The organism is Mesorhizobium comanense (genome assembly GCF_005503535.1).
GTDB classification, from domain to species: domain Bacteria; phylum Pseudomonadota; class Alphaproteobacteria; order Rhizobiales; family Rhizobiaceae; genus Mesorhizobium; species Mesorhizobium comanense.
On sequence record NZ_SCNN01000002.1, the window covers coordinates 337,882 to 362,694 of the forward strand.

Below are 24,813 nucleotides of genomic sequence, written 5' to 3' on the forward strand. Positions count from 1 at the left end.
GGAGATCTGACGTGACAATATCGATGTATGAGGCATCCGTGCCCGTGTTTTCAGCCAGGCTGAAAGCCCTTTCCAATGTTCTGGCGGCAGCCGAACAGAACGCGCTTGACCGCAAGATCGACCCGCAGGTGTTTTTGACCGCGCGGCTGGCCCCCGACATGTTCGCCCTGACCAGGCAGGTGCAGATCGCCACCGACCACGCCAAGGGCGCGCCCTCGCGCCTGGCCGGCCGCGAAGTGCCGAAATACGAGGACAATGAAGCAAGCTTTGCCGATCTCGAGGCGCGCATAGCCAAGACGGTCGCGCATCTGGGGACCTTTTCGGCCGCCGACATCGACGGTTCCGACGAGCGGGTGATCGAATTGAAGCTGGGAGGCCGGGAAACCACGTTGGGCGGCATGCAGTATCTGCTGCATCTGGCCATGCCCAATTTCTACTTCCATCTCACCACCGCCTACGACATCCTTCGCCACAATGGCGTGCCGCTGGGTAAGGCGACCTTCCTGGGATCGCGCTAAATCGAGCTTCGGGATGTCCCGGATTGAGCCGGGACATCCCGAAGGACTGGATTCAGCGGATGGACATTTCGCGGGCGATACGGGGAAAATCGGCGGGCTTGATGCCGATGTCGGCACGATCGGCATTGCTCATCGAATGAAGCAGCGCCAGCGCCGCGCGATATCTCAGATGTTCCTGCGGGCGCGGCCGGGCGAACATTTCAGTGAAGAAACCCATCTTCAGGCTCCTGATTGGTCCTCCACGGCCTCGAATATAGGTGAATCGTGACAATTGTGCAGTGCAGCATTTGCATGCCTGCCATGTCCGGATGATTTTTCATAAAATTTTTTTCGGGGCGGTGAAACTTTTTCGCCGCCTCCGCCGTAGGCTTCGATGCTGGCACTGGCCAGTTTTCCTCGCCACTCCTGGCGAATTTCCGGACTGCATGAAAGTGCAGTCCGGCTTTTTGTTTGCGGCAAGCTGCAACGCGCTCGAATGCTCGATTCCTCGAGATCAATGGCATGCATTTTTAACGAGCCGGTTCTATGCTTTGGAAACTTGACAGTCGGGCAAGGGGGAGGCTGACATCGCTACCAGCGCCAAGCGCGATTTCGCGTCGTTGCTCGACGACCTTTTCGTCGCTTCCGACAAGGACGACGGCGTCGAGGGTGACGGGCGTGGCGCGCCTCCGTCGATTCCCTTCGACTATCTCTCGGTTGCCGATGAACTCCATTCCGGCCGCATTAAGGTATCGGCAAGCGAATACCGTGAGGCGGGTGCGGACCTGGCGAGCGAATTCGCGGCCTTGCTCGACCATGCGAGGCTGGCCCTGGCCGGCGAAGAGCCGAAGTCCGAGGAAAGACTGCCGCCCATCGATCCTGAATCGATTGCGCTCGAACTGGGATTGGATCAGCCCAAAGCCATGGCGGATTTCAGCCGGATGCGCCGCAGCTTTGCCTTTGCCAACCACCCTGACCGCGTCGCTCCGCACCTGCGCCAACGCGCCATGATCCGCATGCAGGTCGCCAACATGCTGATCGACGACGCCAAGCGCCGTGCGGTGGCCGGCACGCGTCGCTGAAACCAGCGCAATTCACGCAAAAGTCGGGCTGCCGAGACTTGGAGAGCAACTCCGCTTTCCTGTAGAGTGCCGCCTCCCTCCCGCGCAGCCGCGCACGCTTTCTCTCCGGAGCAGAATTCCATGCACAAACGCCGTCTCGGTCGGACCGATCTTCTTGTCACCCAGATTTGCCTGGGTTCGATGACATGGGGGCAGCAGAACACGGAAGCGGAAGGTCACGCCCAGATGGACCTCGCCTTCGCGCGTGGCGTCAATTTCATCGACACGGCCGAACTCTATCCGATCCCGCCCAAGGCGGAGACGCAAGGGAGGACCGAAAAGATCATCGGCAGCTGGATGAGGGCCAAGGGCAACCGCGACAAGGTGATCCTTGCCTCCAAGGTCGTCGGCCGCACCGCCAATGCCTGGTTTCGTGGCAACAGGCCCTCGCAACTCGTGCGCGCCGACATTTTCGACGCCATCGACAAGTCGTTGGCCAAGCTTGGCACCGACTATCTCGACCTCTACCAGATCCACTGGCCGGAACGGGACATTCCCTGGGGCGCCAATCCGACGCGTGTCGGCGCCGTGGCGCGTCGCGCCGATTCCGTCGGCGCACCGGCTGGCGAGACGCCGATCGCCGAGACGCTTGCCGTGTTCGAAGAGTTGGTGAAAGTCGGCAAGATCCGCCATTTCGGCCTCTCGAACGAGAGTTCCTGGGGTACGATGCGTTACCTTGCGGAAGCCGATAAAGGGATCGGGCCCCGCGTTGCTTCAATCCAGAACGCCTACAACCTCGTCAACCGCACCTTCGAGGTAAACCTCGCCGAGGTGTGCGAACGCGAGCAGGTGTCTTTGCTCGCCTATTCGCCGCTGGCACAGGGCTATCTCTCGGGCAAATACGACCATGGCGCGCGCCCGCAAGGATCGCGCTCGCAGCTTTTCAACCGCGGGCAGCGCTATGAGACGCCGAATGCCGCGCAAGCGCTGCTCGAATATAATGAACTGGCGCGCTCGTTTGGGCTGGAGCCAGCATTGTTTGCCAACGCTTATGTGTCCAGCCGCCCGTTCGTGACGTCGAACATCATCGGTGCGACGTCGGTCGCGCAACTCGACATGGCGCTGTCCTCGGTGGACGTCGTCTGGACCGAAGAGATGCAGAAGGCGGTCGACGCCATACATCAACGGATCGGCAATCCCTGTCCCTGACAGGTTCGGCCGCGGAATCATTGGGAATAACAAAGGGGTGGAGATGATGGTGGATTTTCCGATCGAGGCCGTGCGGGGAAAGTTCCCCGCGCTTTCGCTCACCGACAATGGTCGCCGTCGCGTCTATCTCGACAATCCCGCCGGCACGCAGGTGCCTCAGGCGGTCGCCGATGCGGTGGCGCGATGCCTGCTGAGCACCAATGCCAATCTGGGGGGATACTTCGCAACGACGCTCGCCGCTCAGGCCGTCGTTGACGACGCGCATGCGGCGATTGCCGATTTCCTCGGAGCGGCCAGCCCTGAGGAAATCATCATCGGCGCCAACATGACGACGCTGACCTATGATATGTCACGCACGCTCGGCCGCACGATGAAGCCCGGCGACGAGATCATCGTCACCCGAATGGACCATGAGGGTAATGTCTCGCCCTGGCTGCAACTGGCCGAGGATCTCGGCCTCACCGTGCGCTGGCTGCCGTTCGATGAAAAGAGCTGGCAGGTCGAGGAGGCGACGCTGGCCAGCCTGCTTTCCGACAGGACGCGGCTGGTCGCGTTGAACTACGCCAGCAACCTGACGGGCTCCATCAATCGGGTCAAGTCATTGACTGCCATGGCTAAACAGGCCGGCGCGCTGGTCTATGTCGATGCCGTGCAGTTCGCCCCGCATGGCCTGATCGACGTGCAGGACATCGGCTGCGATTTCCTGGTCTGTTCGGCCTACAAATTCTTCGGCCCGCATATGGGCATCCTGTGGGGAAGGCGCGGCGTCATCGACGGCCTTGAGCCGTACAAATGCCGCTGTTCCTCCAATGGCCTGCCGGAGCGCTTCGAACTCGGCACGCCGCAGATCGAACTCATGGCCGGTCTGACGGCGGCGGTCGACTATTTTGCCGGCCTTGGCGAGGCACAAGGGCAGGGCGGCTCACGCAGACAGAAGATCGCCAAGGCGTTCGAAGTCGCGATCGCCTACGAAAACCTGTTGGCGCAACGGCTGATCGACGGCTTGTCGGATATTTCAGGCCTCACGATTCGCGGCATCACCGATCCCAAGCGGCTTGGCGATCGCGTGCCGACGGTCTCTTTCACTGTAGACGGCATTGTGCCGGAGACGATCGTGCGGCAGATGAACGCCGAAAACATCTTCCTGTGGTCGGGGCACAACTACGCCTGGGAGATCGTGCATCAGCTCGGCATTCCCGCCGAGCAGGGCGTTGTGCGCATCGGCATCGCGCACTACAACACCTCGGCCGAGATCGACGAGACGCTGGAGAGCGTGCATCGTGTCATCGCCATGCTCAGGCAGCAACGGAGCTGAATTCGGACCGGTCGCCTACCGCGCCTTGCCGCCGAAACCGGTAAGGAACGCGGCAAGGTTGTCGCCGAGCTCGTCGCAGAGATAACCGCCTTCCTGGACGATGACCGTAGGCAGACCCAGCCCAGCGATGGCCTCGCCGATGCGTGAAAAACCCGGCGTCGTCACAGAAAGCCCGCCGAACGGATCGCCCTCGAACGCGTCGAGCCCGAGCGCGACGACCAGCGCATCCGGCGAGAAGGCGCGGATGCGCTGGAATGCAACGCCAAGTGCCTCCAGAAACGCCGCGTCGGCGGATTTGCGCGGCAGCGGCAGATTGAAATTGTAGCCCAGCCCCGGACCTTCGCCGCGCTCGTCCGCATGCCCCCAGAAGAACGGGTAGAAGCGCACGGGGTCGGCATGCAGCGACACGGTGAGCACATCGGGGCGCGCGTAGAAAATGCCTTGCGTGCCGTTGCCGTGATGCAGGTCGACATCGAGGATCGCCACGCGCGCCGCCTGCTTGCGCAGGACTTGCGCGGCGACCGCCGAATTGTTGATGAAGCAGAAGCCGCCGGCGACGTCGGCGAAGGCGTGGTGTCCGGGCGGCCGGCACAGCGCATAGGCTGCCGGTGCGCCTGATATCACCGTTTCCGCCGCCTCGACCGCGCTCCAGGCGCTCCACAGGGCGCTTTGCCATGTCTCCTGGGAGATCGGGCAGGCCGTATCGGCCATGTGATAACCAGCCTGGCCAACGGCGGAGGCTGGATAGGAGCCGGCGCGCGCGATCGGATGAATATTGGGGATCACCTCGGCGGAGGCACCTTCGATACGCTGCCAGCGCGCAAAAATATGCTCGAGGAAGTCGAGATATTCAGGCGTATGGACCGCCGAAACGGGCCCAAGTCCATGATTCCCGGGTCGTTCGATCACGCAACCTGCAGATTTTGCGCCGGCTAACAATCTTTCGGCGCGCTCCGGTTTTTCCGGATTGGGTTGCGGGGCGCCGCTGGAAAGAAAGGCCTTGGGGTCGTGGCGCTTCTGTTCCTGCGCGTAGAAGGCTTTCATTCCTGCTCCCCATTGTCCGGCGCATCGGCGAAGGCAAAAAAGGCATCGCCGATGATCTTCTGCGTCTGTTCGTAACTCGACCAGGCGATGCCCAGCCGTTCATAGAAGACCTTGGCGCCCTCATTGTCGGTGTCGACGGAGAGCCTGAGATAGACGCCGCCATTCTTGCGGCACTCGGCCGCGACCCGCCGCAACAGGCGCTCGCCGATCTTGCGGCCGCGGAAGCGATCCTCGACATAAAGGTCTTGCACATAGACGCCGGGCCTTCCCATCCAGGTCGAGAAGATCGGAAAAGACAGGCAAAGCCCGGCGAATTCGCCGTCGATCTCGGCGATCAGGGTCGAGAAAGCGGGCTTATCGCCGAAGCCGTAGCGGCGCAGATCGTCGGCGGTCGAAACAATCTCCTGATGCGCGCCGATATGCGCGCCAAGCTTGAGCAGCGCGGCGTGGATGGCGTCGGCGTCGTCGATCGTGCCGGGACGGAGGAGGACTTCGGATGGGTTGCTCATGACAGGTGTGATGCCAAGGCACCCCCCTTTGTCCTGCCGGACATCTCCCCCGCAAGGGGGGAGATCGGCGGCTTCGCTCTTGCCGCCCATTCTGCAACGCTTGTGATTGGCGAAACCCAAGGCGACATCCGATCTCCCCCCTTGCGGGGGAGATGGCCGGCAGGCCAGAGGGGGGTGGGCAGGATCGCAATCATCTCCGAGTGTCTAGCTTTCAAAACGTAGTCGATCTCAAAACGCCACCCGGTCGCCGCCCTTGAGCGCCAGCATGTCGCGCGCTTCCGCCGGCGTGGCAACCTCCAGCGACAGCCCTTCGAGAATGCCACGGATGCGGCGCACCTGGTCGGCGTTGGATTTCGCCAGCTGGCGGCCGTCATAGAGACTGTCCTCGAGCCCGACGCGGACATTGCCGCCCATCGCCGCCGCGATCGAGATCAGCGGCATCTGGTTGCGCCCCGCGGCCAGGACCGAGAACTGGTAGCTGTCGCCGAACAGCTTGTCGGCGATGCGCTTCATGTGGATGAGATTGTCCGGATCGGCGCCGATGCCGCCCAGTATCCCCAGCACGAACTGGATGAAGAGCGGGCCGGACACCAGGCCCCGATCACGGAAATGCGCCAGGGAGTAGAGATGGCCGACATCGTAGCACTCGAACTCGAAGCGCGTGCCGCAGCCCTTGCCCAGCCTCTCCAGCACGCCTTCCATGTCGGCGAACGTGTTCTTGAAGATGGTGTCGCGTGTCGCTTCGAGCAGCTTGGGTTCCCATTCGTGCTGCCATTCGCGCGGCTTGTCGAGCATTGGAAACAGCGCGAAATTCATCGAGCCCATGTTGAGCGAACACATTTCGGGTTGCGCCCGCAAGGGAGCCGCCAGCCGCTGGTCCAGCGTCATCAGCGAGGAGCCGCCGGTCGTGATGTTGATGACCGCGTCGGTTGCCTGCTTGATGCGCGGCAGAAACTGCATGAACACATCGGGATCGGCGGTCGGCCGGCCGTCCTTGGGGTCGCGGGCGTGAAGATGCAGGATCGAGGCGCCGGCTTCCGCCGCCGCGATCGCGTCCGCTGCAATCTGGTCCGGCGTCACCGGAAGATAGGGCGACATCGACGGTGTATGGACCGAGCCGGTGACGGCGCAGGTGATGATAACTTTGCGCGGCGCCATTGCCTTACCCCCGGCCTTCGACCGGCAGGTCGAGTTCGCCAGCCAGCACTTCCAGCGAGTCGCCTATGATGGAGACGATCTCGCCGACCTGCTCGGCCGTGACGATCATCGGTGGCGCAACCATGAAATTGTCGCCGTCAACGCCACCCTTGACCTTGCGGCCATAGATGATCAGCCCGCGCTCATAGGCAAGGTCGAGCAGGCGTTGCGTTGCTTTCCTGTTCTGGTCGATAGGCTTGAGCGTTTCGGGATCGGCGACCATCTCGGCGCCTGTCAGCAGGCCTTTGCCGCGCACATCGGCGATGAATGGAAAACGCTTCGCCAACCCTTTCAACCCGTCCATCAGCACGTCGCCCATGGCTGCCGCATTGGTGATCAGGTCGAGCCGGTCCATTTCGCCCAGCACCGCCAGCCCGGCGGCACAGGCCAGCGGGTTGCCGGCGTAGGTGTGACCGTGCTGGAAGCCGCCCGAGGCGAGCAGCGGCTGCACCAGGCGCATTGGCGCTGCGAGCGCGCCGAGCGGCGCATAGCCGGAGCCCAGGCCCTTCGACAGCGCGACGATGTCGGGCTTGCAGTTCCAGTGGTCGCCGCCCAGGAATTTGCCGGTGCGGCCGGCACCGCTCATCACTTCATCGTGGATGAGCAGGATGCCGTAGCGGTCGCAGATCTCGCGCACCCGCGCATAATAGCTTTCCGGCGCCACGAGCGCGGCGGTAGCGGCGCCGCCGATCGGCTCCATGATGAAGGCCACGACGCTGTCCGGTCCCTCGGCGAGGATCTTTTCTTCCAGCATGTCCGCGTAGCGGATACCGCGCTGCTCCATCGAAAGGTTGTCCCGGTCGCGCCATGCGCTGGGTGCCGGCACGGTCGGCATCACCCGCATCATCGGCTCGAAAGTCTCGGCCAGCGCGTCGTCGCCCGTGATCGAGAGCGAGCCAAGCGTGCCGCCATGGTAGGAGGGGAAGCGGGTGATCACCTTCCAGCGGGATGCCTGTCCGGTTGCCACGGCCCATTGGCGAGCCAGCTTGATGCAGGATTCCGTCGCTTCCGAGCCGCCGGACACGAAGAAGACGCGGTCCATGCCTTCCGGCAGCTTGCCGGCCAGTTCCCGCGCAAGTTCTTCCGCGGGTTCGTTCTCGAAATGCAGCCGGTAGGCGAAGGTGGCGCGATCCATCTGCCGCTTCATGGCGTCCAGCACATTGCGGTTGGAATGGCCGATATTGGCGACCATCGGTCCGCTCGAACCGTCGATGAAGCGGCGGCCGTCCTGCGTCCACATATAGATGCCTTCGGCGCGGTCGATGAGCGGCCGGCGCAGGCTGGACAAGTAGAAGAGATGCGAGTCGCGCCGGGTCTCGGCGGCGTTTTGTGCTTTCGACATGTCAGGACTTTCCGAGATAACGATCAAGAACATTTCGGGTGACGCGTTCGACCATCGGGTCTTGCCGCAGCAGGCCGGCCACCCATTCGCAGCTTCCGGCGTGGAACACCTCGCCCTTGCCACGGGGAAAATTGACGATCATGCCGTTGCTGCGTTTGACTTTTTCGAGACTGGCGTCGCTGCGGTCGCCAAACAGCGTTTCGGCGCTGAAGCGGCCGTCCTCATCGGTCAGGAACTGGTCCTCGATGGGAATGTCGGCGCTTTCCTCGACCTGGCTTGCCATGCCGACAGCGAGAACCTGCAGGCCATCCGGCGCGCCGCTGGTCGCGGTCGGGTAGGGCAGGCCATCCCGTGTTTCGAAGTCGAGCCCGTCGACCTCGTAGCCATAGACGTGACTGTCGGCGCCGAGCAGGTCGCCATAATAGATGCCCGTGCCGGCAAAGGCCCAATGTTCGGGCCGATAGACGGGAAAGCCGCGGACGCCGCGTGGCGCGCAGCCACCCCAGCCCGCGTAAAGGCCGCGGGTGGCATTGAGCCCGAAAGTCTCGGCGCCCGGCCGGCCGATCTCGGGCGCTTCCCAGGAATTGGTGGCGCGCGTCACGTCGCCGTCGCGATAGATCGGGTCTTCTGCGCGGGCGCGATATTTGTAGCAGACCTGCCGGCGGCCTTCGTCCTCCAGACGCGTCTGCCACATGAAATTGCCGGCAAAGCGTGCCGCGTGACCGCCGCGCTCGACATAGAGGTCGACGGCGTCGCGCATTTCCCAGGTCCAGTATTCGTCATGGCCGACAAAGACCGCGCAGTCGTAGCCGTCCAGAATCTCGGGCGAGAAGTGCAGATCGTGCTGGCTGGCGAGGTCGATGGTGTAGCCGGCCCGTTCGGCGAAGCGGAACATATGGCTGTCATAGCTTGCCCAGCCCGAGGACGCGTACTTCTTGGAATGGCCGGTGGCGAGCGCCCATTCCATATGGGGGTAACGCGGCACGGTTTTTGGCGGCACCGCTACCTCCAGCGGCACGCGCGGCGCGTCCTTGGGCAGCACGGCGAAGCCGCGACACCAGGGACGCTGCGTCGACACGACCGGCGAATAGAGGTTGCGATCCGGCCCGGTGATGCCCTGATAGTGGTTGGAGCCGCCCCAGGTATTGTAGGCGAGCCAGGTGCCCGTGGCCGCGACCTGCAGCACGCGGCCGGGCTTCTTGCCTGGCTGGGGAGAGACGATGAAGATGTGATGACTCTGGATCGGCTTGCCGTCGCGTCCGTCGGCCGTCAGCGTTATCCGGTAGGCTCCGGACGGCCAGTCGCCGCCGATGCGGAAGTCGAATGAGGCTTCCCAGCCGCAACCTTCTGCCGAGCATTGGTCCGGACTGTCCTGCCAGCGCGAGGCGATGCCCGACGTCTCGAACACTTTCGTCTCGCTGCCGCCATCGCGAAAGATCGTCATGCTGAAGGACGGCGCCGTCGAACTGACATGCAGCGTCACGGTCTCGCCGGCGCGATAGGAAAAGCGATCCGAGTAGCACCAGATCTCACCGCGTTCGCCATCCATGCCCGGCCACTCATAGTAATGGCCGCGCACCGCGTGGCGGCGCTGCTCCGCTGTCAGTCCGAAATCGGGGAATTCGGTGGGCAATCTGGTCATCATCATACTCAGGCGGACAGGTATTTCTTGAGGAAGGTGCGGGTGCGTTCCTTCTGTGGCGTGCGAAAGATTTCGGCCGGCGGGCCTTCCTCGACCACGACGCCGCCATCCATGAACAGCACCCGGTCGGCCACCTCGCCGGCAAAGCGCATTTCATGCGTTACGATGAGCATGGTCATATGCTCGGCGGCAAGCTGTTTCATCACAGTGTTGACTTCGTCGACCAGCTCGGGGTCGAGCGCCGAGGTTGCCTCGTCGAACAGCATCACCTTGGGCTGCATGGCCAGCGCGCGGGCGATCGCGACGCGCTGTTTCTGGCCGCCTGAAAGCCGCGACGGATAGGCGTCGATCTTTTCGGCCAGCCCGACCTTCGAGAGCAGGCTGTGCGCGAGCGCCTTGGCGTCGGTCTTCGGCATGCCTTTGAGGATCACCGGTCCCATGGTGATGTTCTCCAGCACGGTCAAATGCGGGAATAGGTTGAAGTGCTGGAACACCATGCCCATCTGCTGGCGCACCTTGTTGATGTGCCGCTCGAAGGCCTGTCCGTGAAGGTTCTGGTTGACCTGCACCCCATCGAGCCAGACCTCGCCGCCATTCAGCGTTTCGAGGTGGTTGATCGAGCGCAGCAGCGTGCTCTTGCCCGAGCCACTCGGGCCGATGATGGCCACGATCTGTCCCCGCTCGACCGACAGGTCGATACCTCTGAGCACTTCGACCGCACCGAAGGATTTGCGCGCGCCGCGAACCTCGACCATTGGCTGCCGTGCGCTCATCGGGAGACCTCCACATGCCGTTCAAACCGATGCAGGGCGGCCTCCAGGATCAGGTTCAGGATGTAATAGAGCGCGGCGGCCGTGATGTAGAACTCGAACGGTCGGAAGGTCTCGCTGATCGCCAGCTGTGCCGAATGGACCAGTTCGGCGATGCCGATGACGGACACGATGGACGATTCCTTCAGCAGCGCAATGAGGTTGCCGCCGATCGGCGGCGCGGTGTTGCGGATGGCCTGCGGTATCACGACGTAATGCAACGCCTGCCACTTGCCGAAGCCGATGCTGCGCGCGCCCTCGCTCTGGCCGGTATCGACCGCCACGATGCCGGCGCGGATGACATCGGCATTGTAGACGGCGAAGTGCAGGCCAAGTCCGATGATGCCGGCGGCCAGGGCGGGTATGTCGATGCCAACCTGAACCAGGCCGAAATAGATGAGGAACAACTGCAGCAGCAGTGGCGTGCCCATGAACACCCACATGAAGGCGCGCACCGGATAGGCCAGGATCGCCGGGGCATAGAGGACGGCAACGGCGAACAGGATGCCGAAGACGAAGCTGAGGATGCCCGCTGAAACCGTCAGAACCGCGGTCCACCAGGCGCCCGTGAGAAGAAGGTCCCAGTAGGGAACGACAACGCTGAAATCGAGACCTTGCATCGTGCTCTCCTGTCAGGCGATGGCAAAGCGTTTGTCGAGCAGGTCGACGATGCGGGCGACGGCGTAGACCATGATCATGTAGAGAAGTGCTGCAACGCCGAAGATCTCGAACGGCTTGTAGGTAGAGCCGATGAAGCGCTGGGCGGTGTAGGTCAGCTCAACGACCGAGATAGTCGACACCAGCGCCGAGCCCTTCAATAACGCGACGGTGTTGACGCCGAGTGGGCGGATCATCAATCGCGCCGCCTGCGGCAGTACGACCTTGCGCAAGGTCTGGAAGCGGCTGAAGCCGATGGTGCGCGCAGCCTCGGTCTGGCCCCGGTCGACCGCCATCACCGCGCCCCGGATCGATTCCGCCATATAGGCTCCGATGTTGAGGCCAAGGCCGATGACGCCAGCCGCGAACGGCTCCAGATTGATGCCGACCTGCGGGCCGCCGAAATAGAGCACGAACAGCTGGATCAGGCACGGCGTGCCGCGAAACAGGCTGACATAGACCGTGCCGATAGCCCGCAGGATCGCCGGTCTCGACATTTTGGCTGCCGCCGCGAATGCCGCCGCGACCAGCCCCAGGATCAGGGCCAGTGCGGTCAGTTCCAGCGTCACCAGCGCGGCTTCCACGAAGAACGGGAAGACGCGCTGCATCAAGGAGAAATCCATGGGATCGGCCAATCAACAACAGCGCATCGCCTCAGGCGGATCCGGCCGCCCGAGGCCGGATGAGATCAGCGAATGTCGCTGCCGACCCACTGCTTGGAGATCTTCTCGTAGCTTCCATCGGCCATCATGTCGTCCAGCGCCTTCTGCATGGCGGCCTTGAGCTCGGGATTGTCCTTGCGGATGGCGATGCCGATGGCGACGCTGCCGCCTTCGATGTTGGGTGTGTCGAGCTTGCGCACCTTCTCACCGGTTTCCTTGACGGCGACCATGACTGGAATGTTGTCGACGACGATGGCGTCGACGCGGCCGGCCTTCAGCTCCAGCAAGAGTTCCGGCAGGCCCTTGTAGGTGCGGACATCCCAGCCGCCCTGCTGGCGGGCCCATTTCTCGTGCGTCTCGCCGAGCGTCACGCCAAGGGTCTTGCCCTTGAGGTCGTCGAGGCTTTGCACCTTGGAATCCTGGCTCACGAAAACCGCGCGCCCGGCGTGATAATAGGGACCGACGAAATCGACCACCTTCTCGCGCTCCGGTGTGATCGTCATCGAGCCGACCACGGTATCGTATTTGTTCGCGAGCAGCCCGGCGATGATGCCGTCCCAGGCGGTGGTGATAATGGTGCCCTTGACGCCGATGCGCTCGGCGATCGCCTTGCCGATATCGGCGTCGAAGCCGACGACTTCGTTCTGGTCATTGACGAAGTTGAAGGGCGGATACTGTCCGCTCATCGAAATCTTCAGCTCGCCGGCTGCCTTGATCTTTTCGAGATCGTCGGCCCGGGCCGTAGCCGTGTGGAAAGTCGATGCGAGCAGCAGCGCCGCCACGGCAATGCCGGAGAGTATCCTGTTCATATGACGTCTGTCCTCTGGATGAAGCGGGAAGGCTTGTTTTTGGGAGGCTTTGGGGCGCTCTCCTGACGCCGATGATTGCGTTTGCCGAAGCATTGCGCAAATAGATAATGGAAATAGGGAGCATAGATTTCAGGAATGGCTTTGCCTCGCCCCGAACGTCTGGTCTGGGACCTCGACTGGAACCTTCTGCGGACATTCGTCGTCATCGCCGAGGTCAAGAGCATCACCCGCGCTGCCGAGCGCCTCAACCTCAAGCAGCCCAGTGTCAGCAACGCCTTGCGACGGCTGGAGGACCGCGTCGGCCGTCGCCTGGTCGAGCGCGACGCCACGCGCTTCGAACTGACCGAGGTCGGTCGGCTGATCTACGAGCAGAGCGTCGAGGTGTTCGGCTCCATATCGCAACTGCCGCTGCTGATGCGCGGCATCAGCGACGATGTCACCGGCCATGTCATGATCGCCACCGCCAGCCATGTCGTCTCGCCGCTGTTCGATCGTGCATTGGCGGAATTTCATCGCGACTATCCGCGCGCCAGCATCACCATCTCGGTCGCGGCAAGTACCGAAGTGGCCAAGCAGGTGAGGGAGCGCCGCGCCTCCTTCGGCATCTGCCTGGTCAGCCAGCGCGATCCCGCGCTGGATTACACCATGGTCTATCGTGAATTCTTCGGCTTCTTCTGCGGTCCGCGGCACAGGCTTTACGGCAAGACCGGCCTGGACCTTGCGGACCTGCGCGGCGAGCCTTCGGTATCCTTCCAGACCGATCATATTTCGGACGCGTTGCGGCCGGTTGCCCTGCTGCGCAGCGAAGCCAGATTGAATGCCGACGTCCTCGGCGTCTCATCAAGTCTCGAGGAAGTACGGCGCATGATCGTTGCCGGACTCGGTATCGGTCCGCTGCCGCTGCATGTCGCGCGGCGCGATGTGACGGACGGCATATTGTGGCGGCTGCCGCCCTATGATGCCCCGCCGGCGATCGATATCTTCCTGTTGACCAATCCCGACAAGGCGATGAACCGGGCCGAGAAGGCACTTCTGTCGGGGCTGCAGGCGCTGATCGCCGAAACGCCGCTCGACGAGCGCATCTACGACGCCTGACCAGCCGGCACGGGCCTATTCGACCAGGAGGCTCGCCGCACGGCCGCGCATCGGTTCGTCCAGTGGCACCGACTTCCGCGCGGCAAGGTCGAAGCGCACGCTGGTGGTGCGGCTCGATGCATGGATGATGCCGTCGAGCGATCCGGACATCACCTGTTCGAAGGTGATGGAGGTACGGCCGACCTTCACGACGTGCGAACGGATGGTTAGCAGCGACCCCGCCTTCGTTTCATGGCGATAGTCGATCTCGGTGCGCACGTCGGCCCATCCTATCTGCGATCCCGAACTGGTCTCCTGTCCGGCGATATGGCCGAGGATATGGAAACTCGCATCATCGAACATCGCCGCGTAGTGGCGCACATTCATGTGCCCCATGACATCGCACATCCAGGGATGGGTCACGCCGACAAAAGTCACGAGGGCTTTGCTCATCGATTGGTCCCGCAGGCTCGTTGAAGATGGCAAGGGCCATATCGAAACATGCTCCGGCAGGCAAACGGGCGAGCAGCCCCGGGATTTCCGTCGAGGCGGGCGCGCTCCCATTCGCCGCCCGCGCCCTTGGCCATCTCGAGCAAACCATCTATCTCTGGAAATGGCGCGGTTTGCCGCCACGGGGTTTCGCATGCTCAGGGTCCAGAAGGTCAAGGTCGACGATATCTACGTGCCCACCGCGCGCAGGAAGACGCTGCATCCAGAAACCGTCCGGCATCTCGCCGAGGACATACTGGAAAACGGCATGAAGACGCCGATCCAGGTCCGCCATGACGGCAAGCGTCATGTCCTGGTCGAAGGGCTGCACCGGCTGGAAGCGGCAAAATGGCTCGGCGAGTCGGAAATCGACGCCTATCTGGTGCAGGCCAAGCGCCACTGACGCGGACGCCTGCCAGCTTCTTGCGGTCCGGCAGTCCAAGATTTTTTCATCGGTATTGTCGGGCAACCCTGTGTTGGCTCGTCTTTGAGACGGAGATCAAGCCAACACCGAGGAGACCACCATGACCACCAAGCTCGACATCACCCCGGCCAACGACCGCGAACTGGTCATTGCCCGCATCATCGATGCGCCGCGCCAGAACGTTTACCGCTGCTGGGCCGACACCAGGCTTTTGACGCAATGGTTCGCGCCAAAGCCCTGGACCACGCCGCGCGCCGAAATGGATGTGCACACCGGCGGCTCGAGTTTTGTCGTCATGGCTGGTCCGGACGGCAATGAATTTCCCAATCACGGCGTGTTCCTCGACGTCGTTCCCGGCGAAAAGATCGTTTTCACCGACGCCTACACCAAGGCTTGGGAGCCGTCGGAAAAACCGTTCATGACGGCGGTTCTGACCTTCGAGGATGAGGGCCAGGACAAGACCCGCTACACGGTCCGGGTCCGGCATTGGAGCGTGGCCGATCGCGAGCAGCACGAGAAGATGGGCTTTCACCAGGGCTGGAGCCAGTGCGCCGATCAACTTGAGGAACTCGCCATGACGCTTTGATGGCGGCTGGGTCAGACCAGGGCGGAGACTCGGTACGAGGTGGTCGGCGAAACCGGATATCCGTCGACCATTTCTCGCCGAGCCCTATTCGGCATCGATCTGGTTCTGGGGTGCCGCCTTCTGGAAAGCCGGCAGCGCCAGGCAGGCGGCATTGATGCGGGTGATCGTCGGGTAGGGCGTCAGGTCGACGCCGAAGCGGGCGTTGCTGGTGACCTGCGCGGCCAGGCAGATATCGGCCAGGCCCGGCAGGTCGCCATGGCAGAATGTTCCTGTCTGCGGCGACGAAGCCAGGATCTTTTCAAGCGGCTGAAAACCTTCATTTACCCAGTGGCGGAACCAGTTGGCGATGTCCTCGTCGCCGGCGCCGAACAGAGTGCGCAGCGACGTCAGCACGCGCAGATTGTTTACCGGATGGATGTCACAGGCGATCATCTGCGCCAGCATTCTCACGCGCGCCCGGCCGAGTGCGTCTTTCGGCAGCAGCGGCGGTTGGGCCAGTGTTTCGTCGAGGTATTCGATGATCGCCAGCGACTGGGTCAACAGCGTGCCTTCATCCAGCACCAGCGCCGGCACCAACCCTTGAGGATTGACCGCGAGATAGGCCGCCTCCAGATGCTCGCCATGGCGCAGATGATGCGGCACGTAGGTATAGCTCAGCCCCTTCATCTCCAGTGCGATCCGCACCCGGTATGAGGTGGATGAACGATAGTAATTGTGCAGGACGATATCGCTCATGGCTCTGTCGTTCACGACTGCGGCTGACCGATGGTTATCTCGATCGTGCCGATGCCGTCGACGCCGCCGGTCATCGTCTCGCCCGGCTTGACCGCGCCGACACCGGCGGGCGTGCCGGTGAAGATCAGGTCGCCAGCTTGCAACTCGACGCCTTCGCTGCAAATCGAAACGATGTCCGCGATCGGCCAGATCAGTTCAGCGAGATCTGCATCCTGCCGGACCTTGCCGTCGACGGCGAGCCAGATGCGGCCCTTCGCCGGATGGCCTGACTTTCGTGCCGGCACAAGCGGCCCGCACGGCGCGGAACGGTCGAAGGCTTTTGACCAGTCCCAGGGCCGTGCCGCTTTCTTGGCCTCGTCCTGGAGATCGCGGCGGGTGAGGTCGATGCCGACGCCATACCCCCAGACATGGTCCAGCGCCCGCTCGCGCGGGATGCGGAAGCCAGCCTTGCCGATCGCTGCCACCAGTTCGATCTCGTGATGCAAATTGGCCGTCAGAGGCGGGTAGGGAATCGCGGTACCACTGTCGACTACCGCGTCGGCGGGCTTGGTGAAGAAGAACGGGGGATCGCGCTCGTCATTGCCGAACTCGCGGGCGTGCGCGGCATAGTTGCGGCCTACGCAGAAGATGCGGCGTATCGCAAAGCGGTCGGCCGACCCTTTGATGGCGACAGACGGCGTCGGTGTGACGGGAAAGACGAAGGCGGTCATTGCAAGCCCTGAACTGATTTCAAACCGGGGCACCTTCGACCCATTTCGCGCAGCGAGCAAGGCGTCGCATTTCGTGCAGCGGAGGATTGCAAAAAGCCCTATAAGGAATCCGGATGGCGGCGGTAGACTATTTGGCAATAATCCGGTGACGGGCGCGGGACTACGCTGTCCCAAGCAAATCGAAGAACAGGGGTTCGAACGAACGCCATGACGCCAGCCACGGATCGTGCCCGCTTTCTGATCATCGACGATCATCCGCTGTTTCGCGAGGCGCTGCACAGTGCCGTGCAGATGGCCTATCCCGAGGTCGATACGGTGGAGGCGCGTTCGATCACCGAGGCGGTCAACCTGCTGGCGGGCGCCAAGCCGTTCGACCTCGCGCTGCTCGATCTCAGCATGCCCGACGTGCATGGTTTCGAGGGCTTGTTGCAGCTCAGGACCCGCTATCCGCGCCTGCCGGTGGTGATCGTGTCGGGCTATGAGGAGCCGAAGATCATTTCGGAGGCCCTGTCCTACGGCGCGGCCGGCTTCATCCCGAAATCGGCGCGCAAGAGCGACCTTGCCAATGCCATACGTTCGGTGATGGACGGGGCGATCTACGTGCCGGAAACCTATGAGGGGCAGCCGCGTGATGCCGACAGCAGCGACCGCGCCGACATGGTGCAACGGCTTTCGACGCTGACGCCGCAGCAGCTGCGCGTCCTGCAGATGCTGCGCCAGGGCCTGCTCAACAAGCAGATCGCCTATGAACTGCAGGTCGGCGAGACTACGGTCAAGGCGCATGTCTCCGAGATCCTGCGCAAGCTCAACGTCTACAGCCGAACGCAAGCGGTGATCGAGGTGTCGAAGCTGGACAGCGCGGAGCTGTTTCGTGATCAGGCGGGATTTTGAGGTTTTCCCAGGCGCATGCTCTCACGGCACTGCGTCGGCTCGCATAAGCGTCACTCGCCTTATCCTGTCCAAGTGAGGCTCATACTCGATGTGTATCGAATGACGCTCTTGGTCATATCGATCCCAAGCGCCGTATTCACCTAAAATAGGATGGCTATGGGGCTTTCCGCTCTTTGAAGGTATGCCAAGCATGCTTTGCAGTGCCCAGCGTTTCGTCGAAAAGGGAATATCAATCAGCGATTTGTCGATATCGTCCGCTTCTACAAATATAGTCGTTATCGCTTCATCACTGTCGCATGTGAATGAAAACCCTTGCCGGCTGGCCTCATAGTTTATTGTTTTTTCTGGAAGGTCATCGTCAACTGATCGTTGAAAATTCCAGCGTCTAAATGGGTCCGACGTCAAAAGGCAAGCTGCCGGTTTTCCGAGAAAATCAAGAAGGCGCATTGTTGCTCTAAGCCAGCAGATGCGCCAGCAGCGCCCGCAGCTGCGCCGGTTTCAGCGGTTTGCGCATCAGTTCGATGCCGCCGGCGCGCGCCGCCTTGGCGACGGCTTCGGAACTGTCGGCGGTGACGATCAGCGCCGGCACGGCGCGGCCGAGATAGTCGCGGACCTCGGCTATCGTCGCGGTGCCGAGATCGCCTCCGTCGAGATGCTGATCGGCGATGACGATGTCGGGCACCCAGTCGGTATCGCCAAGCATGTCCAGCGCGTCGTCGGTGGAAGTGGCGGTCCGCACCAGGCATTGCCAGCGTTCGAGCAGGAAAGTCATGGCCTCCAGCACGTCCGCGTCGTTCTCGACCAGCAGGACCTTGGTGCCGAACAGGCCGTAGCCGCGTGGACGCTCCAGGCTGGCGGCGCTGGCGATGGCGTCGGCCGGCGCGCCGATGCCGACAGGAACGTCGATGTGGAAGATGGTGCCCCGGCCGACCTTGGATGAGAACGTCACGGGGTGGCCGAGCGCGCCGGCCATACGCCGCACGATGGCGAGGCCGAGGCCAAGGCCCCCGCCGTCGAGTTCGGCATTCGCCGGCGAAGTGCCGCGATGGAACTCCTCGAACACCGCCTCGCGCTGATCCTCGGGAATGCCGCAGCCGGTGTCGGCGACATCGATGCGGATCGTGTCGCCGCGATGGCGCGTGCCTACGAGCACGCCGCCCGAGCGGGTATAGCCCAGCGCATTGGAGAGGATGTTCTGCAGGATGCGGCGCAGCAGCGTGCGGTCCGAGCGCACCACGGCATTGACCGGCCGGAACTTGAGCGACAGCTGCTTCATTTCCGCGACGGGCAGGAAATCCGAGCGCAGCGACGAGAACAGCGCCTCCAGGCTGACGTCGCCGATGTCGGGCTGCACCACGCCGGCATCGAGCTTGGAAATGTCGAGCAAGGTGCGCAGCAGGTCTTCCATGGTTTCCAGCGAGCGCTCGACCTGACGCACCAGCTTCCTGCCCTCGTCGCTGGTCTGCACCTCGGCAAGCGCCGAGACGGAGAGGTGCGCGGCGTTCAACGGCTGCAGCACGTCATGGCTGGCCGCGGCGAGGAACCTTGTCTTGGACAGGTTCGCCAGCTCGGCGTTTTCCTTGGCGGCGCTGAGATCGATGTTGGACTGTTCGAGCCGGCGCAGGGTCGCATGCAATTCCTCGGTGCGGTTGCGCACGCGGTTTTCCAGCGAGATCGCGGTCTGGAACAAGGAGAATGCGTTGCCTTGCTGATCCATCGACCGCTCGACGCGACTGACCAGGGCGGCGTTGATCTTCTTCAGTTTGTCGAGGTCGTTTATGTCGCGGAGGGGCATCTGGTTTCGCCGCCTATTCGGCCGCTTGGCGATCGCCGAAAGCGATGCCGGTGAACGTCTGGTTCAGGTGCATGGAGCGGTATTGCTCGCCATAGGTGCCGAAGCCGACGACATTGTTGACCCGGTACAGTTCCGAAATGTCGCGGAAGACCTGGCGGTTACGGGCATCGAGCCGGCGCAGGACGCAGTCGAAGCCGAGGATGAGGTCGATCCCGCCAAGCCTTTCCTCGACCTCGCGCAAGGCCGCGCGCGTCGATTCCACCATGTCCTTGGGCTGGGCGATCGACAGCACCACGCCGTCGTCGATGGCGCAGAAGAAGGACAGCGAGCCATCGGCATGCATCCTCTGGATCGACCGGCAGTAATATTCCCCGCCCACCTTCACCACGACGGGGTGCGAGGCGAAGCTCAGCGGGGTCAGCATTTGTGGCACGATGCCGACCGAGGCGGCGTACTCTTGCGCCGCATTGGTGGCGTTGAATTCCCGCACGATGCGATGATCGGGGTCGGACGCCGTCACCACCAGCTTCTCGTCGGTGGGAACGAAATTGTCGGTCTTGAAGACGTGGAAGGGAATTTCGGTTGATATCAGCACGATGATGGCGCTGTCGGAAGTGACCTTGCCATTGGAGATCAGCCGCGTCGTCTCGAATTTCAGGTCGTCGCCAGCCGATCCTCCGAGCAAGGGGATGTCGTCCAGACCCCAGTGGATGGCCGAACTCACCGCCTCCTCGGCGTAGGACAGCCCGTCGATGAAGCAGAGCGCGAAGGTGTTTCTGGCCTGCCCGGCGCCGACGCGGCCGTGCAGTGTGCGGCGCAAGGCCTCAACCTCGCCGGTGATCCTGTCCATGCCCGACGACGACAAATTGTCGACCATGGTGGTGACCGCGGTGAAAGACGCCGAGGGAAGCAGCATCGCCAGCATATGGCCTTCCTCGAGCCCCTGCGGCGTGATCTCGCCCGCCGTCGAGCAGCCGGCATGGTGGAGTGCGGGCGCATGGGAACAGAGTGCCCGCGACAGGGCGTCGGCCTCGACGAGGCTCTGCGAAAAGAACAGCAGGGCAAAACCGGCATTTATCGCGGCGGCCTCGGCGGCCACCGCGCGGGCGAAGACATCCGGGTCGGGCTCGTCCGTGGTCAGCGCCGACAAGCCGCATGCGTAGCGCGTCCGTGAACTGGTCAGCGGCGTTCTCCCGCATTTCCTCCGACGCATTCTTGTGCACGTCGGGCGCGCCAGCGTCGGACGGTATTGTTGCCGCCAATCCGCATTTTGGCAATGGGGCCGCGGGAACGCGTTTTCGCGCGCTGGCCATGACCGAAAGTACAATGATCCGGCTTTGCGCCGCGCTGTTTTTTGAGCGTTGTGCGGTGTAGGAATAACGCATGGCCGAAGTGCCAGCGGCGCGTCGGCAGCGTGATGACCAAGGTTGATACCCAGGGAGGATTCATGTCGGACGTTTCGTTTGTTGTGAACGGCAGGCGGGTCAGTGGCGCCGTCGAGGACCGAACGCTTCTGGTTCATTTCCTGCGGGAGAATCTGGGACTGACCGGCACCCATGTCGGCTGCGACACGTCGCAGTGCGGGGCCTGCGTGGTCCATGTCGACGGCAGGGCGGTCAAGTCCTGTTCGATGCTCGCCGCCCAGGCGTCCGGATCGACCGTGACAACAATCGAAGGTCTCGCCAGTGGCCCGGACCTGCATCCCGTGCAGGCGGCATTCAAGGAACACCACGGCCTGCAATGCGGTTTCTGCACGCCAGGCATGATCATGACGGCGACCGACATGATCAGCCGCCATCCCGAAGGCCTCGACGAGGCCACCGTGCGGGCCGAACTGGACGGCAACATCTGCCGCTGCACCGGCTACCACAACATCGTGAAGGCGATCCTTGCCGCATCCAAGACGATGTCGAAGGGGGCCACCAAGGGCAAAGCGAAGCAGGCTGCGTGAGCGAAGAGTGAGTAGTCAGTAGCCGGTCCGAACCGGCGGCGATCTTCGCTACTCACTACTTCCTACTCACTATCTCGGGAGGAATTTCTTATGGGCATTGAAGGTGTTGGCGCACGGGTCGCGCGCAAGGAAGACAAAAGGTTCATCACCGGCGCAGGCCGCTATGTCGACGACATGGTGGTGCCGGGCATGAAGCACGCGGTGTTCGTGCGCAGCCCGCACGCGCACGCGCAAATCAAGAAGATCGACGTCAAGAAAGCTCAGGCCATGCCCGGCGTCATCGGCGTGCTGACCGGCAAGGAGCTCAAGGCGGACGGAATCGGCAATCTGATCTGCGGCTGGATGATCCACTCCAAGGACGGCTCGCCTATGAAGATGGGCGCATGGTCGCCCCTGGCCGTGGACAAGGTTCGCTATGTCGGCGATGCCGTGGTGGTGGTGGTGGCGGAGACCAAGGGGCAGGCGCGCGACGCGGCGGAAGCGGTCGAGATCACCTACAAGGAACTGAAGGCGGTGGTCGATGCCACCAAGGCGCTAGAGAAGGGCGCGCCGCAAATCCACGCCGAGGCCGAGGACAATCTCATCTTCGACTGGGAGATCGGCGACGCCAGGGCAACCGATGCCGCCATCAAGGCGGCCGCGCATGTGACCCGCATGAAGATCGTCAACAACCGGCTGGTGCCGAACGCCATGGAGCCGCGTGCGGCGCTCGGTCACTACGACAAGGCCGAAGACCACTTCACCTGCTGGACGACATCGCAGAACCCGCATGTCGCGCGGCTGGTGATGAGCGCTTTCTACAATGTCGCGCCGGAAAACAAGCTGCGCGTCATCGCGCCTGACGTCGGCGGCGGCTTCGGCTCCAAGATCTACATCTATCCCGAGGAGATCGTCTGCCTGTGGGCCTCCAAGAAGACCGGCGTGCCGGTCAAATGGGTCGCCGACCGGACGGAGAGCTTCCTTTCGGACGCCCATGGCCGCGACCACGTCTCGATGGTGGAAATGGCTTTCGACAAGGACAACAGGATCACCGGGCTGAAGGTCGACACCATCGCCAATCTCGGCGCCTACATGTCGCTGTTCTCGTCCTGTGTGCCGACCTATCTCTACGCGACACTGCTGTCGGGCCAGTACAACATTGCGGCCATCCACGCCAATGTGCGCACCGTCTACACCAATACGGCGCCCGTCGATGCCTATCGCGGGGCAGGGCGGCCTGAAGCCACCTATCTGTTGGAGCGGACGATGGAGGCGGCGGCGCGCGAACTTGGCGTGTCGCCGGCCGAGTTGCGGCGCAAGAACTTCATCACATCGTTCCCTCATCAGACACCCGTCATCATGAACTATGATGCCGGCGATTATGGCGCCTCGCTCGATGCGGCCATGAAGAGCGCGGACTATGCCGGCTTTGCCAGGCGCAAGGCGGATGCGGCGAGGAAGGGCAAGCTGCGCGGCATCGGCATGAGCTGCTACATCGAGGCGTGCGGCATCGCCCCATCGGCGGCGGTCGGTTCGCTGGGCGCCGGCGTCGGCCTCTGGGAATCGGCCGAAGTGCGCGTCAATGCCGTGGGCACGATCGAGGTGCTCACCGGCTCGCACAGCCATGGCCAGGGTCACGAGACGACCTTCGCGCAGCTGGTCAACCAGCGTTTGGGGGTGCCGATCGATTCGGTTTCGATCGTCCATGGCGACACCGACAAGGTGCAGATGGGCATGGGCACTTACGGCTCGCGCTCGGGCGCCGTCGGCATGTCGGCGGTCGCCAAGGCGCTCGACAAGGTCGAGGCCAAGGCCAAGAAAATCGCCGCGCATCTGCTGGAAGCGGACGAGGGCGACATCGTCATCGAAAACGGCGCGCTGAAAGTCGCCGGCACCGACAAGAACGTGCCGTGGTTCCAGGTGGCGCTTGCCGCCTATACCGCGCACAACCTGCCGGCGGGCATGGAGCCGGGATTGAAGGAGACGGCGTTCTACGATCCGGCGAACTTCACTTTCCCGGCAGGTTGCTACATCTGCGAGGTCGAGATCGATCCGGAGACCGGCACCACCGAGATCGTCCAATTCGTGGCGGCGGACGATTTCGGCAACATCATCAATCCGATGATCGTCGAAGGCCAGGTGCATGGCGGCATCGCCCAGGGCATCGGCCAGGCGCTGCTGGAAGGCGCGCATTACGACGCCGGCGGACAATTGCTGACAGCGAGCTACATGGACTACACCATGCCGCGCGCGGGCGACCTGCCGTCGTTCAAGGTCTCGACCTCGAACACGCCCTGTCCGAGCAATCCGCTGGGCATCAAGGGCTGCGGCGAGGCCGGCGCCATCGGGTCACCACCGGCGGTGATCAACGCCATCACCGACGCCATCGGTATTCCAGATATCGCCATGCCGGCATCGCCATCCACCGTGTGGGCCGCGATCCGCGCGACGAAGAAATGAGTGAGTAGTGAGTAGTGAACAGTGAGTCGGCCGCGGCCACTCCTTTCTGACTACTCACTACTGCCTACTCACTATTGCCTGACCACTCAGGGGAGGATCCCATGTATTCCGTCAACTATCACCGCGCCACCTCCGTCGGCGATGCCGCCAAGCTCGTGAAGAGCGGCGACGCCAAGCTGCTCTCCGGCGGCATGACCCTGATCCCCGCCATGAAGACCAGGTTGGCGGCTCCATCCGACCTCGTCGACCTGTCGCGCATCAAGGACCTGCAAGGCATCAAGGTGTCGGGCAAGACGGTCACGATCGGCGCCGCCACCACCCATTATGACGTCGCCAGCGACGAGAAACTGCGAAAGGTCTGTCCAGCCCTTGCCCACCTGGCATCGCTGATCGGCGATCCGGCCGTGCGTCACAAGGGAACGATCGGGGGCTCGATCGCCAACAACGATCCGGCGGCGGATTATCCCGCGGCGCTGCTGGCATTGGGTGCCACCATGGTCACCAACAAGCGCGGCATCCCGGCGGACAAGTTCTTCAAGGGGCTGTTCGAGACAGCCTTGAAGGAAGGCGAGATCATCACCGCGGTGACCTTCACGGCGCCGTCGAAAGCAGCATACGAAAAATTCCGCAATCCGGCGTCGCGCTACGCGATTGTCGGCGTGTTCGTGACCAAGGGCAAGGACGGGGTCAGTGTTGCCGTCACCGGAGCCGGCGAGGATGGCGTGTTCCGGTCGAAGGAGATCGAGGCCGCGCTGGCGAAGAATTTCGCCGCGGCCGCACTCGATGGCGTCAAGGTGCCGGCCAAGGGCCTGATGAGCGACATCCACGCGTCCGCCGACTACCGTGCCAATCTGATCGCGGTGATGGCCAGACGCGCGGTGGCGGCAGCCAACGCCTGACGCCGCCAGTTTCCGACGGGGAGAAGGGGCCGTTGTGGCCCCTTTTTCGTACCTGGCCGCTGTAACC

28 protein-coding genes are annotated in these 24,813 nt (G+C 63.0%); 11 read left to right on the forward strand and 17 right to left on the reverse strand.

Annotated features, from left to right (window positions below):
- The first annotated feature begins 11 nt into the window (after positions 1 to 11).
- Complete coding sequence (locus tag FFS37_RS06025; protein ID WP_137930022.1) at positions 12 to 518, forward strand: DUF1993 domain-containing protein; 507 nt, start codon at positions 12 to 14, stop codon at positions 516 to 518.
- A gap of 52 nt (positions 519 to 570) precedes the next feature.
- Here the strand turns inward: FFS37_RS06025 and FFS37_RS06030 are convergent, their stop codons facing one another.
- Both FFS37_RS06030 and FFS37_RS06035 read right to left on the reverse strand, forming a co-directional pair.
- Entirely contained in the window at positions 571 to 735 is a 165-nt protein-coding gene (locus FFS37_RS06030) for a hypothetical protein (protein WP_081294723.1), read from the reverse strand.
- Positions 736 to 737: 2 nt separating this feature from the next.
- Positions 738 to 1,025, reverse strand: a complete 288-nt coding sequence (locus FFS37_RS06035; RefSeq protein ID WP_137930023.1) for a hypothetical protein — start codon at positions 1,023 to 1,025, stop codon at positions 738 to 740.
- Positions 1,026 to 1,117: 92 nt separating this feature from the next.
- On the opposite strand from FFS37_RS06035, the gene FFS37_RS06040 reads away from it, so the two are divergent.
- The 3 genes from FFS37_RS06040 to FFS37_RS06050 all read left to right on the forward strand — a co-directional run bounded on the left by FFS37_RS06040 (position 1,118) and on the right by FFS37_RS06050 (position 4,082).
- Complete coding sequence (locus tag FFS37_RS06040) at positions 1,118 to 1,579, forward strand: hypothetical protein (protein ID WP_137930024.1); 462 nt, start codon at positions 1,118 to 1,120, stop codon at positions 1,577 to 1,579.
- A 120-nt stretch (positions 1,580 to 1,699) separates the two neighbouring features.
- The gene (locus FFS37_RS06045) at positions 1,700 to 2,767 is read left to right on the forward strand and encodes an aldo/keto reductase (RefSeq protein ID WP_137930025.1); all 1,068 of its coding nucleotides are present in this window, start codon (positions 1,700 to 1,702) and stop codon (positions 2,765 to 2,767) included.
- Between the two features lie 46 nt (positions 2,768 to 2,813).
- The gene (locus FFS37_RS06050; RefSeq protein ID WP_171026195.1) at positions 2,814 to 4,082 is read left to right on the forward strand and encodes a cysteine desulfurase-like protein; all 1,269 of its coding nucleotides are present in this window, start codon (positions 2,814 to 2,816) and stop codon (positions 4,080 to 4,082) included.
- Between the two features lie 15 nt (positions 4,083 to 4,097).
- On the opposite strand, the gene FFS37_RS06055 is transcribed toward FFS37_RS06050, so the two are convergent.
- From FFS37_RS06055 to FFS37_RS06100, 9 genes are all read right to left on the reverse strand, one after another.
- Entirely contained in the window at positions 4,098 to 5,126 is a 1,029-nt protein-coding gene (locus FFS37_RS06055; protein ID WP_137930026.1) for a histone deacetylase family protein, read from the reverse strand.
- Entirely contained in the window at positions 5,123 to 5,635 is a 513-nt protein-coding gene (locus FFS37_RS06060) for a GNAT family N-acetyltransferase (protein WP_137930027.1), read from the reverse strand. Before FFS37_RS06060 ends, FFS37_RS06055 begins: the two co-directional genes overlap by 4 nt.
- Before the next feature lie 228 nt (positions 5,636 to 5,863).
- Positions 5,864 to 6,793, reverse strand: a complete 930-nt coding sequence (locus tag FFS37_RS06070) for a BKACE family enzyme (protein ID WP_137930029.1) — start codon at positions 6,791 to 6,793, stop codon at positions 5,864 to 5,866.
- Positions 6,794 to 6,797: 4 nt separating this feature from the next.
- Positions 6,798 to 8,174: an aminotransferase family protein gene (locus tag FFS37_RS06075; RefSeq protein ID WP_137930030.1), complete on the reverse strand. Its 1,377-nt coding sequence runs from the start codon at positions 8,172 to 8,174 to the stop codon at positions 6,798 to 6,800.
- Position 8,175: 1 nt separating this feature from the next.
- Complete coding sequence (locus FFS37_RS06080) at positions 8,176 to 9,816, reverse strand: N,N-dimethylformamidase beta subunit family domain-containing protein (RefSeq protein ID WP_137930031.1); 1,641 nt, start codon at positions 9,814 to 9,816, stop codon at positions 8,176 to 8,178.
- A gap of 8 nt (positions 9,817 to 9,824) precedes the next feature.
- Positions 9,825 to 10,589 carry an amino acid ABC transporter ATP-binding protein gene (locus tag FFS37_RS06085; protein ID WP_137930032.1) on the reverse strand — a complete coding sequence of 255 codons (765 nt, stop codon included), beginning with the start codon at positions 10,587 to 10,589 and terminating at the stop codon, positions 9,825 to 9,827.
- Entirely contained in the window at positions 10,586 to 11,245 is a 660-nt protein-coding gene (locus tag FFS37_RS06090; protein ID WP_137930033.1) for an amino acid ABC transporter permease, read from the reverse strand. Before FFS37_RS06090 ends, FFS37_RS06085 begins: the two co-directional genes overlap by 4 nt.
- Positions 11,246 to 11,257: 12 nt before the next feature.
- The gene (locus FFS37_RS06095) at positions 11,258 to 11,905 is read right to left on the reverse strand and encodes an amino acid ABC transporter permease (protein ID WP_137930034.1); all 648 of its coding nucleotides are present in this window, start codon (positions 11,903 to 11,905) and stop codon (positions 11,258 to 11,260) included.
- Positions 11,906 to 11,970: 65 nt separating this feature from the next.
- A complete protein-coding gene (locus FFS37_RS06100) occupies positions 11,971 to 12,753 on the reverse strand; it encodes an ABC transporter substrate-binding protein (protein ID WP_137930035.1) in 783 nt (260 codons plus the stop codon).
- A gap of 135 nt (positions 12,754 to 12,888) precedes the next feature.
- On the opposite strand from FFS37_RS06100, the gene FFS37_RS06105 reads away from it, so the two are divergent.
- Positions 12,889 to 13,848 (forward strand): LysR family transcriptional regulator, encoded by a 960-nt coding sequence (locus FFS37_RS06105; RefSeq protein WP_137930036.1) that lies wholly within the window; start codon positions 12,889 to 12,891, stop codon positions 13,846 to 13,848.
- 15 nt (positions 13,849 to 13,863) lie between these two features.
- Here the strand turns inward: FFS37_RS06105 and FFS37_RS06110 are convergent, their stop codons facing one another.
- Positions 13,864 to 14,280, reverse strand: a complete 417-nt coding sequence (locus FFS37_RS06110) for an acyl-CoA thioesterase (RefSeq protein WP_137930037.1) — start codon at positions 14,278 to 14,280, stop codon at positions 13,864 to 13,866.
- A gap of 190 nt (positions 14,281 to 14,470) precedes the next feature.
- Here FFS37_RS06110 and FFS37_RS06115 point away from each other — a divergent pair, with 190 nt between their 5' ends.
- Entirely contained in the window at positions 14,471 to 14,719 is a 249-nt protein-coding gene (locus tag FFS37_RS06115) for a ParB N-terminal domain-containing protein (protein WP_137930038.1), read from the forward strand.
- Positions 14,720 to 14,840: 121 nt separating this feature from the next.
- Positions 14,841 to 15,326: an SRPBCC family protein gene (locus FFS37_RS06120; protein ID WP_137930039.1), complete on the forward strand. Its 486-nt coding sequence runs from the start codon at positions 14,841 to 14,843 to the stop codon at positions 15,324 to 15,326.
- Positions 15,327 to 15,410: 84 nt separating this feature from the next.
- On the opposite strand, the gene maiA is transcribed toward FFS37_RS06120, so the two are convergent.
- Positions 15,411 to 16,061: a maleylacetoacetate isomerase gene (maiA, locus tag FFS37_RS06125; RefSeq protein WP_137930040.1), complete on the reverse strand. Its 651-nt coding sequence runs from the start codon at positions 16,059 to 16,061 to the stop codon at positions 15,411 to 15,413.
- 11 nt (positions 16,062 to 16,072) lie between these two features.
- Positions 16,073 to 16,771: a fumarylacetoacetate hydrolase family protein gene (locus tag FFS37_RS06130; RefSeq protein WP_137930041.1), complete on the reverse strand. Its 699-nt coding sequence runs from the start codon at positions 16,769 to 16,771 to the stop codon at positions 16,073 to 16,075.
- A gap of 207 nt (positions 16,772 to 16,978) precedes the next feature.
- On the opposite strand from FFS37_RS06130, the gene FFS37_RS06135 reads away from it, so the two are divergent.
- The gene (locus FFS37_RS06135; protein ID WP_137930042.1) at positions 16,979 to 17,662 is read left to right on the forward strand and encodes a response regulator; all 684 of its coding nucleotides are present in this window, start codon (positions 16,979 to 16,981) and stop codon (positions 17,660 to 17,662) included.
- A 21-nt stretch (positions 17,663 to 17,683) separates the two neighbouring features.
- Here FFS37_RS06135 and FFS37_RS06140 read toward each other — a convergent pair whose 3' ends face one another.
- From FFS37_RS06140 to FFS37_RS06150, 3 genes are read right to left on the reverse strand one after another with little or no spacing between them, the layout of a single operon-like run.
- Positions 17,684 to 18,109, reverse strand: a complete 426-nt coding sequence (locus tag FFS37_RS06140; RefSeq protein WP_137930043.1) for a hypothetical protein — start codon at positions 18,107 to 18,109, stop codon at positions 17,684 to 17,686.
- A gap of 7 nt (positions 18,110 to 18,116) precedes the next feature.
- A complete protein-coding gene (locus tag FFS37_RS06145) occupies positions 18,117 to 19,457 on the reverse strand; it encodes a hybrid sensor histidine kinase/response regulator (protein ID WP_137930044.1) in 1,341 nt (446 codons plus the stop codon).
- 13 nt (positions 19,458 to 19,470) lie between these two features.
- Positions 19,471 to 20,607 carry an FIST signal transduction protein gene (locus FFS37_RS06150; protein ID WP_137930045.1) on the reverse strand — a complete coding sequence of 379 codons (1,137 nt, stop codon included), beginning with the start codon at positions 20,605 to 20,607 and terminating at the stop codon, positions 19,471 to 19,473.
- Between the two features lie 297 nt (positions 20,608 to 20,904).
- On the opposite strand from FFS37_RS06150, the gene FFS37_RS06155 reads away from it, so the two are divergent.
- The 3 genes from FFS37_RS06155 to FFS37_RS06165 all read left to right on the forward strand — a co-directional run bounded on the left by FFS37_RS06155 (position 20,905) and on the right by FFS37_RS06165 (position 24,746).
- Positions 20,905 to 21,408, forward strand: a complete 504-nt coding sequence (locus tag FFS37_RS06155) for a (2Fe-2S)-binding protein (protein ID WP_137930046.1) — start codon at positions 20,905 to 20,907, stop codon at positions 21,406 to 21,408.
- A 90-nt stretch (positions 21,409 to 21,498) separates the two neighbouring features.
- On the forward strand, positions 21,499 to 23,847 hold the full coding sequence (locus FFS37_RS06160; protein WP_137930047.1) for a xanthine dehydrogenase family protein molybdopterin-binding subunit: 2,349 nt from the start codon (positions 21,499 to 21,501) through the stop codon (positions 23,845 to 23,847).
- A gap of 101 nt (positions 23,848 to 23,948) precedes the next feature.
- Positions 23,949 to 24,746 carry an FAD binding domain-containing protein gene (locus tag FFS37_RS06165; protein ID WP_137930048.1) on the forward strand — a complete coding sequence of 266 codons (798 nt, stop codon included), beginning with the start codon at positions 23,949 to 23,951 and terminating at the stop codon, positions 24,744 to 24,746.
- Positions 24,747 to 24,813 lie beyond the last annotated feature (67 nt).